Genomic DNA, 16433 nt, shown 5'->3' on the forward strand with positions numbered 1-16433 from the left:
AACCGGCGACGCGCACGGCCTGCCCGTACCCGGCGTCAGTCCGCGAGGGTGATCCGGATGCCGACGGTGCCGCGCTCGCCGCGCCGGAGCCGGCTGCCGAGCAGGGTGAGCACGCCGAGCAGCCCGTACTTCTGGCGCAGCAGTGTCCGGTACGCGGCGGTGCGTTCGGGGCCGAGGATCTCGGCGGTGGCCGGGTACTGCTCACCGGTCGGCCGGCCCTTGACGTCGCACGGGCCGACCAGGACGTCGGCCCGGTTGCGGATCCGCTTGACCTTCCAGGAGTCGGCGACGGTCCAGACGCCGAGCGCCTCCCCGTCCCGGACCACCCACACCGGGGTCGGCACGGTGGTGCCGTCCTTCTTGTACGTGGTGACGAGCAGGTAGCTCCCGGTGGAGAGCTGGACGATCCGGGCGAGCCGGTCCGCGGCGGAGGGGTCGGGCGTGGTCATGGCCGGAAGTCTAGAGGGCACACGGCAGGGGATCAGGCCGCAGGTCAGCGTGGCGCGCGGGGCCCGCGGGTGCGGGCGGAGCGCAGGAGGGCGCGGGCGCGGCGGGTGAGGCGGCGGCGGCCGTGGCCGCCGAGGCCGCTGGCGCCGCCCAGGGCGGTCGCGCCGCCGCGGTACGGCGGGGTGGCAGCAGCGGGCGCGGCAGCGAGTGCGGTGCGGCGGCGGCCGGCGGCGCGGGCGGTGGCCCAGACGGCGAGGGCGGTGCCGAGGACGGCGGCCGTCCAGACGGCGGGGGCGAGGCCGACTCCGTCGCCGCTGATGACGGGCGGCCGGGACCACGGCGGCAGCTGGGAGTCGGCCTCGGCCTCCGCGGCCGGGGAGGGGGCGTGGGAGGGCGCCGGGGAGGGGGCCTGGGAGGAGCGGGGGTCGGCGGCCGGGGCGCCGAGGTCGTCGACCAGCCGGCCGACCGGCTGGACCTTCCCCGCCGCCGCGAAGCCCCAGTCGAGCAGGCTGGCGGCCTCCTCGTAGACCTTGCCCTGCGCCTCGGGGTGCATCACCGTCACCAGCAGGGTGCGCCCGCCGCGTTCGGCGGCGCCGGTGAAGGTGGCGCCCGCGTTCGTCGTGTAGCCGTTCTTGACGCCGATCAGGCCCGGGTAGGTGCCGAGCAGCCGGTCGGTGTTGGCGATGTCGAAGCTGGTGCGCTGACCGGTGAGCCTGTCCAGCCCGCCGGGGAAGTGCGCGGTGCGGGTGCCGCAGTAGGAGCGGAAGTCGGCGTTGCGCAGCCCGGCGCGGGCGAACAGGGTGAGGTCGTAGGCGGAGGAGACCTGGCCGTCCATGTCGTAGCCGTCCGGGGAGACCACCTTGGTGTCCTTCGCCTGCAGCGTCCCGGCGCGGGCCTGCATCTCGGCGACGGTCTGCGGTATGCCGCCGTTCATGTGGGCGAGGACGTGGACGGCGTCGTTGCCGGAGCTGAGGAAGACACCCCGCCACAGGTCCTCGACGCGGTACGGCAGGTTCTCCTTGACGCCGACCAGGCTGCTGCCGGCGCCGAGGCTGGCGAGTTCGGCAGACGTGACCTTGTGCTCCAGGGCGCGGTCGAACTTGGGCAGCACGGTGTCCGCGAAGAGCATCTTGAGCGTGCTGGCCGGGGGCAGCGGCAGATGGGCGTTGCGGGCGGCGAGCACCTCGCCGGTCTGGGCGTCGGCGACCAGCCAGGAGCGGCCGGACAGCGCGGACGGCAGCGCGGGCGCCCCGGCCAGCGGCGCGACCTGGACGGACGACCCGGCGAGCCGCTCCCCGCCGACCGGGCCGGCGGCGTCCTGGGCGAGGGCCGCGGCGGCGCCGGCGGCGAGCACCAGGGCGGAGACGGCGGCACCGGCCGCGGCCCTGGTGACGTACGGTGACTTCTGCTGCAGGGGCTTGGGAGGCACACGGCGAACGTACCCGGGCCGCCGTCGGGCCGCCGTGCCTGCTGCTCCGTCCGGTGCCCCGCGCCGGGAGACCGCCGCCCACGACTTTGGTGGTGCCCGGTCGCGCCGAAAGTCGGATGTCCGGGGAGTGGCGCGACCCTAGGCTCGGGGGCATGAAGACCCTGCTCGGCTACCTCGGTTTCGTGCTGATCCTCGGCGGTGCCTCCGGCCTGCTGTCCGGTCGGCTCGGGGGCTTCCGGCTGTTCGGCTTCGTGCGCTTCCTGGTGCCGGAGGGCCACGAGACCGTCGGGTACGGCGCCCTGGTGGTGCTGGGCGTGCTGCTGGCGATCCCCGCCGCCCGGCGCGGCTGACCGGCTGGTCCCGCCTACTCGTTCGCCCCCGCCGACGGGGCCGCCCCCGCCGCGATGCCGTCGAGCAGCACGTCGAGCCCCGCGCGGAACGCCTCCTGGTGGCTCTCCTCCGGGGCGCCGCCGCCCGCGCCCTGCAGGCCGGTGAGCAGCGGGAAGCGTGCGGTGAAGTCCGGTGCCAGTTCGGCCAGTCGGGCGGAGCGCGCGGTCCACCACTCCTCGTCCGCGACACCGGTGGCGGCGGCCGCGGCGCGCGCGTCGGCGGTCGTGGCGGCGAGGCCGCGGACGAACTGCCAGAGCGCGGCGACCGCTCCGCGCAGCCGTCCGGGCGCCAGGCCGGCCGGCTGCAGCGCGCGCAACAGGCTTTCCATCGCGGCGAGTTCGGCCGGACCGAGCACCGGGCGGGCCTGCGAGACCTGGAGCACCCAGGAGTGGCGCAGGTAGCAGGCGTACAACTCCCCGGCCCACGTGGTGACGGCCCCGCGCCAGCCGTCCGCCGGCGCCGCCCCGGCCAAGGCGGCCGGAGATTCCGGGAGTTCGGGGGATTCGGGGAGTTCCGGCATTTCGGCGAGCACGCGGTCGTGCATCAGGTCGAGCAGTTCGGCCTTTCCGGGCACGTACGTGTAGAGCGCCATCGCGGTGCGGCCGAGCCGTTCGCCCACGGCGCGCATCGACAGTGCGGCCATGCCCTGGGCGTCGGCCACCGCGATTCCGGCGGACACGATCGCGTCCACACTCAGGCCGGGCTTGGGGCCGCTGCGCCCGGTACGCGGTTCCTCGGGCCCGCCCCACAGCAGGGTGAGCGACCGGTGGGCGTCGCCCTGCCCGGCGTAGACGGTCATCCGGCATCTCCTTATGTCGTAAAGTATCGGCGTGACAGCAACGCTTTATGCCGTAAGGTTACCAACCGAAGGGGTTTCGCGATGACACTGCCCGTCACCTTCGTCGAGGTCGTCGAAGTCCGCCGGATCACCCCGCGCACCGCCCGGATCACCTTCGAGGCCGAGGAACTGGCCGACACCGTCGGCACTGCGCCAGACCAGCAGCTCAAGCTCTGCTTTCCCCGCGCCGGGCAGGCCGAGCCGGTGCTGCCCGCGGGCCAGGACGACCCGATGGGCTGGTACCAGGACTACCTCGCGATCCCCGAGCCCGAACGCCCGCTGCTGCGCAGCTTCACCCTGCGCGGCCGGCGGCCCGGCACCCGGCTGGTCGACGTCGACTTCGTGCTGCACGGCGACACCGGCCCGGCCGCCGCCTGGGCGCTGCGCGCCGCGCCGGGGGACCGGCTCGGCATGGTCGGCCCCTCGGCGCTGTACGCGCCACCGGTCCCGTTCGCCGAGGCCGCCGCGGCGGCCGACTGGGTGCTGCTGGCCGGGGACGAGACGGCGCTGCCCGCGCTCGCGACGCTGGTCGGGGCGCTGCCCGCCGGGGTGCGGGCGCTCGCGTACGTCGAGGTCGCGGACGAGGCCGAGCGGCAGCCGCTGGAGAGCCGCGCCGACCTCGCCGTGCACTGGCTGCACCGCGGCGGCGCCGCGCCGGGCGCCGTCCTGGTCGGAGCCGTCCGGGCCGCCGCACTGCCGGCCGGCCCGCCGTTCGCCTGGCTGGCCGGGGAGGCGGGCGCGGTGCGGGCGTTGCGCCGGCACCTGGTCGAGGAGCGCGGGGTGCCGAAGTCGTCCGTCGACTTCACCGGCTACTGGCGGCACCGGCTGACCCAGGACGACGCGCCCGCCGCCGAGGACCTGGCGGACGCTCAGGAGCGGTCGGCTGCTTCCTGATCGGGCGGTCCGGCGGTCAGGCGACCCGACAGCCCGGAGATTCGGTGCGGGCCGGGAAGGTGCGTGGGCGAACTCCCGGCCCGCCGGAAAACGGGCTGCCGGCCCCGGCTGTCAGACCCGGTTTCGGCGTGGGCGGGCGGGGAAGGACAAGTGTCTGTGTCGACAAGTAGGCAGTCGACGAGTGGCGGCGGCTGTCGGTGGGCCCGCGGACGGTGGCGGTGTTTCGCCAGTGTCGAGAGTTCGCCACCGGCGCTTTTTCGGAGCCGGTCCGGTCGCTTCCGGTCGGATCCGGCCGGAAGCGACCGGACTCGCTCGGGGAAAAGGGGCGGAGATGGCCCGATTTCTGCCGTGAATTTTACTTCCTGATGGTTATTTTTACTTTTTGATGGTCATTTCCCCCTTGTCGTGGTCGTGTCGCATGCGCTGGAATTCGACAGCTGTCGGGACGCGCGGTCCGAGCAACCACGCCTCCGATCCGGATCCGCGTACGCTGAGCCGTGCAACCTGACGTCGCATCAGACGAAAGGATGTCCATGATCGGCTGGCGAAAAGCCCAGCTAACAGCTGCCATCACGGTCACCGCCGCGTCCATGGTCCTGAGCCTCGGGACCAGTGCCAACGCAGCTCCGACCCCGGACCCGCAGAACGCCCAGGCGGCGTCCACGGACGGGGCCCCGGTGCCGGTGATCGTGATCCTCAAGGACCAGATAACGGACGCCCCGGCCGACCACGGCCACCTGGGCGCCCGCCAGCAGAAGGCCGCCGACTCGCAGGCGCCGCTGCTGAACAGGGTCAAGGCAGGCGGCGGCACCAACATCAAGAGTTTCGTGGTCGGCAACGCCTTCTCGGCCACGGTCAGCCCCGCCCTGCGCGCCCAGCTGCAGGCGGACCCGGCCGTCTCCTCCGTGGTGACGGACGCCCAGGTCCAGGTCGCCCCGGCGGCCGCCGGCAAGGCGAAGACCGCCAAGGACGCCGCCGACACCGCGGGTGCCGCCGGCGCGAAGGCGCCCAAGGCCGCCGCCGCACAGGCCGTTACGGGCAGCAACGGCCAGGGCGCCGAGGAGAACGCGACCAACACGGTCTGCCCCTCCGACCCGGCCAAGCCGCTGCTGGAGCCCGAGGGCCTCTACTCGACCAGGGCCTACACCGGCAACGGCAAGCCCGGCGTCGAGAACCTGGCCACCGGCAAGGGCGTCAAGGTCGCGTACATCGCGGACGGCCTCGACCCGAACAACCCGGACTTCATCCGGGCCGACGGCTCGCACGCCGTGGTCGACTACAAGGACTTCGCGGGCGACGGCTGGGACGCGCCGACCGGCGCGGCGGAGGCCTTCGGCGACGCCTCGGCGGTCATCGCCCAGGGCCGCCAGACCTACGACGTCTCCAAGTTCGTCAACGCCTCGCACCCGCTCCCGGCCGGCTGCAACATCCGCATCCGCGGCCTCGCCCCGGACGCCGACCTGGTCGCCCTCAAGGCCGGCGGCGAGCTGATGTCCAACTCGTCGATCCTGCAGTCGATCGACTACGCGGTGCGGGTCGCCCACGTGGACGTCCTGAACGAGTCCTTCGGCGGCAACGTCACCCCGGACAGCGGCGCGCACGACACCATCTCGCTCTTCAACGAGCAGGCCGTCAAGGCCGGTGTCACCGTGGCCGTCTCCTCCGGCGACGCGGGCATCAGCGGCACCATCGGCACGCCGTCGACCGACCCGTACGTGATCTCCGTCGGTGCCTCCACCGACAACCAGAACTACCAGCAGACCGGCTACGCCGCCGCCCAGTTCTCCAACAAGACCTGGAGCAACAGCCGCATCTCCGCGCTGTCCTCGGGCGGCTTCACCCAGGCCGGCCGCACGGTCGACCTGGTCGCGCCGGGTGAGTCGGACTGGGCGCTGTGCACCCCCGACGTCGCCAAGTACACCGAGTGCACCGGCTTCAACGGCCAGGCCTCGCCGATCCAGCCGTTCGGCGGCACCAGCCAGGCCGCCCCGTTCGTCACCGGCGCCGCGGCCCTGGTCATCCAGGCCTACCGCGACACCCACGGCGGCGACTCGCCCGCCCCGGCGCTGGTGAAGAAGTTCCTCACCGGCACCGCCACCGACCTCGGCGTCCCGGCCGAGGAGCAGGGCGCCGGTCTGCTGAACGTCCGGGCCGCCGTCGAGGCCGCCCGCGGCTACGACGACGGTGACGGCACCGACGGCGCCAGGACCGTCGTGGTCAACACCGGCCAGGTCGACATCGCCGGCACCCCCGGCTCGACCCACACCACCGACGTGTCCGTCACCAACACCAGTGACGAGCCGCAGACGGTGAGCGCCGCGACCCGCAGCTTCGCCCCGCAGGCGAACAACCAGCAGACCGTCCAGCTGGACTCGTCCGCCAAGGACACCTTCAAGTACGCCACCAACGGTGCCGACTGGGTGCAGAAGCAGGTCAAGTTCACGGTGCCGGCCGGCGCCGACCGCCTGGCGGCCTCGATCGCCTGGCACGGCGCGGCCAACCCGGTCTCCAACGGCCCGGTGGTCCGCATGACGCTGCTCGACCCGTCGGGCCGCTTCGAGACCAACACCCGTCCGCAGGGCGGCGCCACCCCGGCCAACTACGGCCTGGTCGACGTCCCGCACCCGGTGGCCGGCGAGTGGACCGCGATCCTCTACACCCCGGCGGGCAAGGCCGGCTTCACCGGCCCCGTCCAGCTGGGTACCAGCACCCAGCGCGCGGTGCCGGCCGGCGCCGTGAGCCCGAGCACCACCGAGCTGCAGCCCGGTCAGACCAAGACCCTCAAGGTCCAGCTGACCACCCCGGCTACCAGCGGTGACTCCAGCGAGGCGATCGTCGTCTCCGGCTCGAACGGCAACACCACCAGCGTCCCGGTCGTGCTGCGCAGCCTCATCCCGGTCAGCCAGGGCAAGGGCACCTTCACCGGCACCATCACCGGTGGCAACGGCCGCAGCTACTCGCCGACGCAGAGCTTCTCGTACGGCTTCGACGTCCCGAAGGGCCAGAAGGACCTGCGGGTCGGCCTCACCGTCGGCAAGGACGCCAACCTGCTCATGCAGGGCGCGCTGATCAGCCCGAACGGCACCCCGGTCGACATCGAGGGCAACGGCCAGTTCGACGCGCAGGGCAACCTGACCGGCTCCTCGGCCGGCGTCTCGGCCACCACCGTCAACCCGGCCGCCGGCCGCTGGCGGTTCGTCCTGAACGTGCTCGGCCCGGTCAGCGGCCAGCAGCTCGCCCAGGACTTCACCGGCACCGTCGCGTTCAACCAGGACCAGGCCACCGCGGCCGGTCTGCCGAACGACGCGCGCACCAAGCTGGCGGCCGGCAAGCCGGTCACCGTCCAGGTGAACTACACCAACAACACCGTCGCCACCCAGAAGATCGCGGCCGACGGCCGGCTGGACCGCCGCGCGGACCTGCCGCTGGTGCCGCAGAACGCCTCGGCGACGGTCAACCTGCCGCTGAGCCTCAGCTCCTCGGTGCCGTCCTTCCTGGTGCCGCCGGGCACCGACCAGCTCAAGGCCGTGGCGGCGTCCTCGACGCCGGCGCAGATCGAGCTGAGCGCCACCACCGGCTCGCCGGACCTGTTCGGCGACCTGAAGAAGGCCCAGGACGGCTCCGCCCTCTCGGTCGTGACCGACAACGGCACCGCCGAGCAGCCGATCGTCCCGGGCAACTGGAGCACCTTCGTCCAGCAGATCGGCCCGTTCGGCAACGGTGGGGCGCCGACCGGCACCTCCACCATCACGGCCACCGCGCACACCCAGGCCTTCGACCCGGCGCTGACCTCCAGCACCGGTGACCCGTACGCCGCCTCGGTGAACGCCTCGGCCCAGGCCGCCAACCCGGTGGCCGTCGCGCCGGGCGCCACCGGCTCGCTGCAGGTGACGCTGACCCCGACCGGCCCGAAGGGCAGCACGGTCAAGGGCGTGCTGTACCTGGTGTCCGGCCCGACCGGCGTGGCCACCGCCAACAACGCCCTGAACACCACCGGTGCGGTGCTCGCGGCGATCCCGTACAGCTACACGGTGAACTGACACCACGTCGGACCACCCTGAGGCCGAGGCCGTCCCGGAATCCCGGGGCGGCCTCGGCTGCGTCCGGCCGGCGAAGGACGAGGGTTCGGGAGCGGCCCGCTGGGCAGGTACGGGAACGTACGTGCGTTTGCTGACGAATGGGGAGTTCCGTGTCGTACGAGGCGATCAAGCACAGCGAGGTCGAGGTGAACGGGGTGCGGCTGCACCTCGCCGAACAGGGGGAGGGGCCGCTGGTCCTGCTGCTGCACGGCTTCCCCGAGAGCTGGTACTCGTGGCGCCACCAGTTCGGGCCGCTCGCCGAGGCCGGCTACCGGGTGGTGGCGCCCGACCAGCGCGGCTACGCCCGTAGTGAGCAGCCCACCAGCGTGGACGCGTACACCCTGCTGCACCTGGTCGGCGACGTGACGGCGCTGATCGGCGCACTCGGCGCGGAGCGGGCGGTGGTGGTCGGGCACGACTGGGGCGCCCCGGTCGCCTGGGCCACCGCGGCGCTGCGCCCCGACCTGGTGCGCGGCGTCGCCGGGTTGAGCGTGCCGCCGCTGCCGTCCGGGCCGGGGCCGCTGGCGCTGTCCCGGGAGAGGTTCGGCGAGGGCTTCTACCAGATCTACTTCCAGGAGCCGGGCCGGGCCGACGCCGAGCTGGCGGCCGACCCGAAGGCCACCTTCCGCCGCGTCCTCGCCGGCACCCACCCCGACGGGGAGCCGAAGCCGTGGGTCGTCCCGGACGGCGTGAAGCTGCTGGACTCCCTGCCGGAGCCGACGCGGCTCCCGGCGTGGCTCACCGAGGCGGACCTCGACGCGTTCGCGGCCGACTACGCCCGGCACGGCGAGCGGGCCTTCACCGGCGGGCTCAACTGGTACCGCAACATCGACCGGAACAACGAGCTGATGGCGGCGTTCGCCGGCCGGCGGATCGAGGCGCCCGCGCTGTACGTCACCGGCGAGCAGGACCTGGTGAACGCGATCGTCCCGCCCGAGGTGATGGCCCACCTGCTGCAGGAGGTGACGCCCCGGCTGCGCCGGCACATCCGCCTCCCGGAGACCGGGCACTGGACGCAGCAGGAGCGGCCGGCGGAGGTCAACGAGGCGCTGCTGGACTTCCTCGCCTCGCTGGACTAGGAGTCGAAGCCGGCACGCCGGGGAAACCTGGGCGGCCCGGGCGGCCTGAGGTCGGCCGCCCGGGCCCGCGCTCACGGGGTGCCGGGGGCCCCGGCGCACAGCGCGTGTTCGATCAGGGCGTCGGCCGCGCCCTCCTGGGCGACCATGTGGTCCTGGGTGTCGCCGCGCGCCTCGGACATGGAGACCACGGCGCTTCGCCGGCCGTCGTCGGTGACGCCGTTGAGGGTGATGTAGCCGCCGTCCCCGCCCTCGTGGCTCCAGTAGGTCCCGCCGCAGTCCAGGGGGCGTTCGACCAGGCCGAGTCCGTACCCGCCGTTGTGCCACAGCAGTGCGGCCAGCCCCTCCACGGGGACGGTCTGCTTCATCTCGGTCAGCTGACGGGCCGGCAGCAGGCGGCCGCCGAGCAGGGCGCGGAGGAAGTCGTTCTCGTCCCGGGTGGTCGTGACCCAGGCCAGGTTCTCGTGGTCCACGGGTATCTGGTCGGTGACGTCCACCCGGGAGCCGGGGCCGTAGTACTGGTAGGCCTGGGCGTGCGGGCGGGGCAGGGTGGGCGAGGTGCCCGTCCACCGGGTGTGGTCGAGGCCGAGCGGGCGCAGGATGCGCTCCTCGATCTGCTGGTGGGCGGGCCGGCCGGTGACCTTCTGGATGATCAGGTCGAGCAGGACGTAGCCGGTGTTGGAGTAGTGCCACTGCTCCTTGGCGGGCTCGTGGGCCATGGCCAGCTCGACCAGCTGTTCGGCACTGTGGACGTCGTAGCGCTGCTGGTAGTACTCCTCCTCCGTGGTGTAACCGGGCAGGCCGTCGTCGGTGATCCCGCTGGTGTGCTGGAGCAGTTGGCGGACGGAGATCCGCCGGCCGTCGTGGCCGTTCGCCCGCACCAGCCCCGGCAGCCAGTGGTCGACCGTGTCGTCCAGGGACAGCCTGCCCTCGGCCTCCAGCTGGAGCACCGCGGTGGCGACCAGGGTCTTGGACGTGCTGGCCATGCGGAAGTAGCCGTCGGAGGGGACGGGGCGGCCGGTCCTCAGGTCGGCGGTGCCGCTGGTGGCGACCGTCTGCCGGCCGTCGGGCGCGACCGCGCGGGCCTGCACGCCGCTGACACCGAGGGCGTGGATCGCTTCGGTGTCCCGGCGTAACTGGGCCAGGGCGGAGGGCCCGGCGGGCTGGGCGACGGCGCCGGCCACGTTGGTGGCGAGCAGCGCCGCGACGGCGGAGGCCATGGCGAGGTGCTTGCGCGGAGTCGAGGTCATGGTCCGGACGCTAACCGGCTCCGATCATCGGCGACACGCGCTCCGGCGGACCTCAGGGGCGCGTGGGGGATCTCCCGGAAGGGGCGTCAGACCGGCAGCAGGCGGGTGATCAGGTCGCCGAGGCGGCGCGCGTTGCGGCAGGGGTGCATCTCCACGACGTCGGCGTAGACGAGGGCGGCGGAGTCGCCGGTGGGCCAGAGGGAGGGTTGCTCGGGATTGAGCCAGAAGACCCGTCGGGCCCGGGCGGCGATCCGGCGCAGGGCGTCCGGGTTGGGGTCGCGGTGGTTGGTGCGGGCGTCGCCGAGGACGAGGACGCAGGTGCGCGGGCCGACCGCGGCCAGGTGGTGTTCGGCGAAGTCGCCCAGTGCGGAGCCGTAGTCGCTGTTGCCGTGGTAGCCCATGACCTTGGCCTCGGTGAGGATGCGGGCGGCCAGGCGGGCCGGGTCGTCGCCGGCACCGGCGCCATCGCCGTGGCCGTCGCGGAGCAGGTCGGTGACCTCGGCGGTGCGGTTGACGAAGGCGAACACCCGCACCTTGCTGAACTGTTCGCTCATCGCCCGCACCAGCAGCATGGTGAAGTCGGCGAAGCCCGCCACCGAGCCCGAGACGTCGCACAGCAGCACCAGCTCCGGCCGGGCCGGGCGGCGCAGCCGGTAGGCGGGGCGCAGCGGTACGCCGCCGGTGGCCAGCGAGCGGCGCAGGGTGCGGCGCAGGTCGATCCGTCCGCGGGCGGCGCGGCGGCGCCGGGCGGAGAGGCGGGTGGCGAGCTTGCGGGCCAGCGGGTGGACGGTGCGGCGCAGTTCGGCGAGCTGGTCGCGGCCGGCGTGGAGGAAGTCGATCAGGTCGGCGGTGGGGGCGACGGCGCGTTCGGCGATCCGCTCGGGCCCGCGCAGTTCGGCGACGCGGCGGCGGGCCTCGCCGGACACGAGGGCGCGGAAGCCCCTGATGCGGCGGCGGACCTCGTCGGCGAGGACACGGTCGGAGAGGTCCGCCGTGCCGTGCCGGTCGCGCAGGGCGGCGAGGATCCGGGCGAGCAGCGTCTCGGGGGAGAGCCGGCCGAGCGCCTGCTGGGCGGACCAGCCGTCGGAGCCGGGGGCGCTGCCGGCGCCGTAGCGGCCGAAGGCCTCCACCACCTCGCCGGCCAGCCGGGCTTGGGCGGCGCGGTCGTCGGCGGCCAGCGCGGCGGCGAGACGCTCGCGCAGCTGGTCCCGCAGGGGGTCGGGGCGGCCGAAGCGGGGCGGCTCGGGGTCGTCGGGCCGGGGCGGAGGATCGGCGCGGACGGCTTCCGGAGTGCCGACGCCCAGCGGGAAGAACAGGTCGAAGGTCGCGTCGAAGACCGCCCGCTGGCCGTCGGAGCGCAGCAGGGCCGCGGCCAGGCCGGCCCGCATCTGCTCGCGGTCGGTGAAGCCGAGGACGTCGAGGACGGCGGCGGCGTCCACCGTTTCGGCGGGGCCGATCCGCAGGCCGTGCCCGCGCAGGGCGCGGACCAGGCCGGTGAGGCGGGCGGCGGTGTCGGCCGGCTCCTGTGCGGACGGTCCGGGCCCGCCCGGCAGGGGAGCGGTGGTCATGCGGGGGTGAGCTTCCGGATGGCCTTGCGGATGTCGTCCTGGTGCTTGAGGATCACGCCGAGCGTGTCCCGGACGGCGGCCTCGTCCAGGGTGTCCGCGCCGAGGGCGAGCAGGGTGCGGGCCCAGTCGATGGTCTCGGCGACGGACGGGGCCTTGCGGAGCTCCATCGCGCGCAGGGCGCCGACGACCCGGACGAGCGACTCGGCCAGGGTGTCGTCCAGGCCGGGCACCTTGAGCCGGACGATCCGGCGCTCCAACTCGGCGTCCGGGTAGTCGAGGTGGAGGAACAGGCAGCGCCGGCGCAGTGCCTCGGAGAGTTCGCGGGTGGCGTTGGAGGTGAGCAGGACGAAGGGGCGGCGGCTCGCGGTGATCGTACCGAGCTCCGGGACGGTGACCTGGAAGTCGCTGAGCACCTCCAGCAGCAGCGCCTCGACCTCGACGTCGGCCTTGTCCATCTCGTCGATCAGCAGCACCGTCGGCTCCTCGCCGCGGATGGCGGTGAGCAGCGGGCGGGTGAGCAGGAACTCCTCGCCGAAGATGTCGGTGCGGGCGTCCTGCCAGCCCTCGTCGCGGCCGGCGGTGATCCGCAGCAACTGCTTGGCGTGGTTCCACTCGTAGAGTGCGCGGGCCTCGTCGATGCCCTCGTAGCACTGCAGGCGGACCAGCCGGGCCTGCCCGATCTCGGCGACGGCCTTGGCGAGTTCGGTCTTGCCGACGCCGGCGGGGCCCTCGACCAGCAGTGGCTTGCCGAGCCGGTCGGCGAGGAAGACGGTGGTGGCCACGGCGGTGGAGGCGAGGTAGCCGGTGGCGGCCAGCTGCTCGGCGGCGTCGGCCACCGAGGTGAAGAAGCCGGTGCCGTTGTCGGCGCCGCTGCTGTTCCCGTTCCCGGTGCCACTGCCGCTGGTGCCGCCTGTGCCGCTGGTGTCGCTGGCCATGTGCCCGCCCCGTTCCGGTTCGCCGTCTCCGTGCGGCGCCACCCTACCGGCCGGTCACTTCGGTGTCCCGAGGTCGCGAGGCCCCGAGGCTCGGGGGAGCGGCGTACGGCGTGGTGCGGGTGCCGTACGCCGCTGTCGTGCCGGTGGGCCCTGGCGTCAGTTGACGAACAGGACCGGGCTGCCGGCGACGGAGGTGTCGGTCACCGGGCCGTAGGTGGCGCTGAAGTAGCCCGTCGTGAAGCACAGGCCCGGGCCGGAGACCAGGGTGAACGGCTGGGCGGAGAAGCCGATCGTGTTGCCGGTGTTCGAGGTGGTGCCGTTGATCCCGGTGGCGTTCTGGTAGTTGCAGGTGACGCTGCCCAGGATGGTGCTGAGCACCACGGTCGTCCCCATCGGGCCGGCCGCGCCGGGGGCGAGCTTGACCGGGTTGCCGGGGGCGTCGCTGACCGTGTTGGTGAACGGCAGGTTGGTGACGGTGATGCTCCTGACGCCCGTGACGCCCAGGACGTTGGAGGTGCAGGAGCCGAAGGTCTGGGTGTTGAGCTGCTCGACGGCGCTACCCGGGGCGGCCGGGTTGGCGGTCACGGTCGCCGAGAAGGAGGAGGCGGCACACTTGATGCCGCTCGTCCCGGTCGCGCTGTTGTAGAAGGTCGCGTAGCTGCCGGAGGCGAGGTTGGCGGTCAGGACGTCGCCGACGGCGACGGCGGGGCCGGACGGGCTGCCGGTGGTCAGCACGGCGGAAGCGGCCTCGGCGGGTGCCATGGCCGCGCCGGTGAGGGCGAGGGCGGTGAGGGCGGCGGTGGCGAGGGTGCGGCGGATGCGCATGAGGGTGACCTCTCTCCGTCCGAGGGGACGGGTGGGGGGATTCCCGGCGTGCGGGTGTGGTGGTGCGCACGACGGGGGAGGTGCATGGCGTACCGGGGGCTCCGGCGGAGCCGCGGGAACGGGCGGGCCCGGCGCCACGGGCCCGCTCGTGCGGTACGGCGGTGAACGGACGTACGCGGGGCGGACGTCCGGGCGGTGCGAGGGTGCGAGTGGTACGGCCTTGCGTCCGTACGGCGGTGCGGAACACAGCGCCGGTACGGCGGTGGGGAACGCGGCGGGACTGCGCCGAGTCGGTGCGGACGTGCGGTGCTGCGTGGGGGTGCACGTCGGCGGCTGCCACCGCCGCGGGCCTGCGTTCGCCGTGGTCCCGGTCCCGTGGCCCGGGCGGTTCGCCCGGGCGGTGGGGCCCCTGGAGGTCGGCCGGTGGGGGCCTGCTCGCCCACCGGTTGGAAACCTGTCAGTGTTGTAAACCCGGTGTTCCGCCAATGTCAATACAGGACACAGGAGTTGGTGATGGATCGGAACTACCTCCGGAGTGCCGACATGGTCCTGCTGCCGGGCGCGCGCACCGGCCGCGACCCCGCCCGGTCGATCAAGCCCGGCCCGCGCCGGCTCCCCGCGGGCGTGGTCGCCGCGACCCAGCGCGAGCGGCTGCTGGACGCCCTGGTGCGGACCGTCGCCGAACGCGGCTACCAGCACGCCACGGTGAGCGACATCTGCCGTGCGGCGGGCGTGACCAGGCCGGTCTTCTACGAGCTGTTCAGCGGCAAGGAGGACGCCTTCCTGGCGGCCCACCGGTACGGGACCGGGGTGGTGATCCGGCGGATGGCGGCGGTCTTCGCGGCCGAGCCCGACTGGTGCCACGGGATCCGGCGGGCGCTCGGCGCTATGCTCCAACTGCTGGCCGGTACACCCGCGTTCGCCACCATGGCGGTGATCGAGATCGAGGCGGTCGGCCCGTCCGGGCGGCGCGAGCGCGACCAACTCCTCAAGAAGTTCCGGGCGTTCTTCGCCGAGGTGCCCCAACTTCCTTGCGGCATCGCGGTGCAGGAGCTGGTCGATGCCGTGGTGGGCGGCGTCTACAGCGCGGTCTACCGCCGGGTCGACTCCGGCGCGACCGAACAACTGCCGGATCTGCTGCCGGGGTTGAGCATGTTCTGCCTGGCGCCGTTCCTCGGCCCGGCGGAGGCGGCCGTACGGCTCGGGTCGGGGATTGGTGAAGATCCTTCGTGCACCCGTATTGACCCGGCCAATACCCGGCAGTAGCTTCCCAGTTACTCACCGCGCTCCGACCGGATCCGCCCCGCTGCCGAGGGGCGGCCGGGCCGGCCGGGCCGGGGAACGCTGTCCGCGCCAGGGCAACGTGCCAGTGCCTGCACACCCAATCCACCCACAGGGAGCACACATGGCCATGTCCGAGGACGCCGCCGCGGCGGCCGAGACCGCGCAGACGCCGACCGGGCCGAGAAGAGGCCGGGTCCGGCTGAAGCGCACCGCCCTGATGGCCGTACCGGCCATCGCGGCCGGGGGCGTCCTGATGGCGCTCACCGCCCAGGGCGTGCTCGCCGCGCAGTTCTCCATCTCCGGCATGCCGTTCACGATCACCGCCGACAAGCTGGAAGGCCAGGGCTTCGCCCAGTTCGGCGCCCTGGACTCGATGATCCCCGACAGCCCCAACGCGGGCTCCACCGGCGGCCAGGTGCTGGTCGCGGTGTCGGCGATCAAGAGCGCCCAGATCACCAACCTGTGCCAGAGCGTCGACCTCGGCGGCATCAACCTGGTGATCCACGCGGGCGACGGCGGCACCCCCGTCAGCGCCACCAACCTCACCACCGACTCCGACCTGCTCTCCGGCGACGCGGAGTTCACCAACATCGAGATCGGCGGCGACGCAAGCACCTACACCAAGGCCGGTCCGGCGGGCAAGGGCAACCCGGGCGTCTTCGGGCAGCAGGCCGACACCGTCCAGCTGACACACCTCAACCAGCACAACTACGCGAGCACCGCCGTCGGGTTCAAACTGCCCAACCTGCGGCTGAGCTTCGCCTCCCAGGGCTGCTGAGCATGACGGCGTCCGTACCGGAGCCGGCCGGGACCGGCGAGAGCGCCGCGCCACGGGCCGAGGAGGTGGCGGCCGAGGGGACGGCCGCCGCACCCGGCACCGCCGCAACGGGCATCGCAGCACCCGGTACTGCCGCACCCGGTACTGCCGCGCCCGGCACCGCCGCCCCGGCTCCCGCCGCCGAGACCGCCACCCGCGCCCGCCCGGTCAGGCGCGACTGGCGGGGCAGGCGACCGTTCTGGGGCGGGCTGCTGGTGGTGCTCGGCGGCGCCGAGATCCTGTTCACCCTCAAGGCCCCGCTTCCCGTCATCCTGCACATCGGGATGCAGGGGCTGGCCGGGTACCTGGTACCGGCGGTGCTGGTGCTGTGCGGCCTGCTGATCCTGTTCAACCCGGCGCAGCGGCTGTTCTACTCCATCCTCGCCGTGCTGGCCTCCCTGGGCAGCTGGATCACCTCCAACCTGGGCGGCTTCCTGATCGGGATGCTGCTCGGGGTGGTGGGCGCCTGCCTCACCTTCGGCTGGCTGCCCGACCAGCCGCTGCGCCAGGGCCGGCAGCGGCGGCTGGAGCGCCGCGAGGAGCGGCGGGCGACCGGGACGGCCCCGGTGTGACGCGGGTGCCCCGCGTCCGGGTGACGGGA

At 73.6% G+C, this 16433-nt stretch carries 14 protein-coding genes; 7 read left to right on the top strand and 7 right to left on the bottom strand.

All coding sequences use genetic code 11. The annotated features are described in order from the left end of the window. Nucleotides 1–35: 35 nt before the first annotated feature. Nucleotides 36–449 (bottom strand): PPOX class F420-dependent oxidoreductase, encoded by a 414-nt coding sequence (locus AC0B61_RS09405; RefSeq protein WP_471740023.1) that lies wholly within the window; start codon nt 447–449, stop codon nt 36–38. A gap of 44 nt (nt 450–493) precedes the next feature. After that, on the bottom strand, nt 494–1876 hold the full coding sequence (locus AC0B61_RS09410; RefSeq protein WP_471740024.1) for a D-alanyl-D-alanine carboxypeptidase family protein: 1383 nt from the start codon (nt 1874–1876) through the stop codon (nt 494–496). 152 nt (nt 1877–2028) lie between these two features. Here AC0B61_RS09410 and AC0B61_RS09415 point away from each other — a divergent pair, with 152 nt between their 5' ends. Next, the gene (locus AC0B61_RS09415) at nt 2029–2226 is read left to right on the top strand and encodes a hypothetical protein (protein WP_471740025.1); all 198 of its coding nucleotides are present in this window, start codon (nt 2029–2031) and stop codon (nt 2224–2226) included. Between the two features lie 14 nt (nt 2227–2240). Here AC0B61_RS09415 and AC0B61_RS09420 read toward each other — a convergent pair whose 3' ends face one another. Then, nucleotides 2241–3065, bottom strand: a complete 825-nt coding sequence (locus tag AC0B61_RS09420) for a TetR/AcrR family transcriptional regulator (protein WP_471740026.1) — start codon at nt 3063–3065, stop codon at nt 2241–2243. Between the two features lie 81 nt (nt 3066–3146). Between AC0B61_RS09420 and AC0B61_RS09425 the strand changes: the two genes are divergently transcribed. The 3 genes from AC0B61_RS09425 to AC0B61_RS09435 all read left to right on the top strand — a co-directional run bounded on the left by AC0B61_RS09425 (nt 3147) and on the right by AC0B61_RS09435 (nt 9156). After that, the gene (locus AC0B61_RS09425; protein WP_471740027.1) at nt 3147–3998 is read left to right on the top strand and encodes a siderophore-interacting protein; all 852 of its coding nucleotides are present in this window, start codon (nt 3147–3149) and stop codon (nt 3996–3998) included. A gap of 533 nt (nt 3999–4531) precedes the next feature. After that, on the top strand, nt 4532–8038 hold the full coding sequence (locus AC0B61_RS09430) for a S8 family serine peptidase (protein WP_471740028.1): 3507 nt from the start codon (nt 4532–4534) through the stop codon (nt 8036–8038). Between the two features lie 137 nt (nt 8039–8175). Further along, nucleotides 8176–9156, top strand: coding sequence for an alpha/beta fold hydrolase (locus tag AC0B61_RS09435; RefSeq protein ID WP_471740029.1), 981 nt, complete (start codon nt 8176–8178; stop codon nt 9154–9156). A gap of 71 nt (nt 9157–9227) precedes the next feature. On the opposite strand, the gene AC0B61_RS09440 is transcribed toward AC0B61_RS09435, so the two are convergent. From AC0B61_RS09440 to AC0B61_RS09455, 4 genes are all read right to left on the bottom strand, one after another. Next, on the bottom strand, nt 9228–10403 hold the full coding sequence (locus tag AC0B61_RS09440) for a serine hydrolase domain-containing protein (RefSeq protein ID WP_471740030.1): 1176 nt from the start codon (nt 10401–10403) through the stop codon (nt 9228–9230). 86 nt (nt 10404–10489) lie between these two features. Then, nucleotides 10490–11971, bottom strand: a complete 1482-nt coding sequence (locus tag AC0B61_RS09445; protein WP_471740031.1) for a VWA domain-containing protein — start codon at nt 11969–11971, stop codon at nt 10490–10492. After that, on the bottom strand, nt 11968–12906 hold the full coding sequence (locus AC0B61_RS09450) for an AAA family ATPase (protein WP_471740032.1): 939 nt from the start codon (nt 12904–12906) through the stop codon (nt 11968–11970). The genes AC0B61_RS09445 and AC0B61_RS09450 overlap by 4 nt, the downstream gene beginning before the upstream one ends. A gap of 156 nt (nt 12907–13062) precedes the next feature. After that, nucleotides 13063–13731, bottom strand: a complete 669-nt coding sequence (locus AC0B61_RS09455) for a Tat pathway signal sequence domain protein (protein WP_471740033.1) — start codon at nt 13729–13731, stop codon at nt 13063–13065. Between the two features lie 513 nt (nt 13732–14244). On the opposite strand from AC0B61_RS09455, the gene AC0B61_RS09460 reads away from it, so the two are divergent. From AC0B61_RS09460 to AC0B61_RS09470, 3 genes are all read left to right on the top strand, one after another. After that, complete coding sequence (locus AC0B61_RS09460) at nt 14245–14997, top strand: TetR/AcrR family transcriptional regulator (RefSeq protein ID WP_471740034.1); 753 nt, start codon at nt 14245–14247, stop codon at nt 14995–14997. 139 nt (nt 14998–15136) lie between these two features. Continuing rightward, nucleotides 15137–15793, top strand: a complete 657-nt coding sequence (locus tag AC0B61_RS09465; RefSeq protein ID WP_471740035.1) for a DUF6230 family protein — start codon at nt 15137–15139, stop codon at nt 15791–15793. 113 nt (nt 15794–15906) lie between these two features. Beyond that, nucleotides 15907–16404: a DUF6114 domain-containing protein gene (locus AC0B61_RS09470; protein WP_471740109.1), complete on the top strand. Its 498-nt coding sequence runs from the start codon at nt 15907–15909 to the stop codon at nt 16402–16404. Nucleotides 16405–16433 lie beyond the last annotated feature (29 nt).

The organism is Kitasatospora sp. NPDC023385 (genome assembly GCF_055664045.1).